Raw genomic sequence first — 237 nt, forward strand, 5'->3', positions numbered from 1 at the left:
CAACTACTCTCGGCGTGAAGAAGCTTAACTGCTGTGTTCGGCATGGTTACAGGTGTTTCCTTCTTGCTCTTGCCACCGTACTTTTCCTTGTGAGCTTTTACGCTCAAAACTAAATATAATCCTTTAAAAAAACCTTGATTGCCTTTAAGCTTTGGTCAAGTCCTCGACTGATTAGTACTGGTCCGCTCCAAGCCTCGCGGCTCTTCCACTCCCAGCCTATCTACCTCTTAGTCTTTG

Annotated in this window: 2 rRNA genes; both read right to left on the minus strand. The window is 45.6% G+C overall.

The window, feature by feature from the left end:
* A 5S ribosomal RNA gene (rrf, locus tag H3U49_RS09825) occupies nt 1–80 on the minus strand; the annotation flags it as partial.
* A gap of 71 nt (nt 81–151) precedes the next feature.
* A 23S ribosomal RNA gene (locus H3U49_RS09830) occupies nt 152–237 on the minus strand; the annotation flags it as partial.

The sequence above is a fragment of the Lactobacillus sp. W8174 genome, assembly GCF_016100975.1.
Lineage (GTDB): Bacteria > Bacillota > Bacilli > Lactobacillales > Lactobacillaceae > Lactobacillus > Lactobacillus juensis.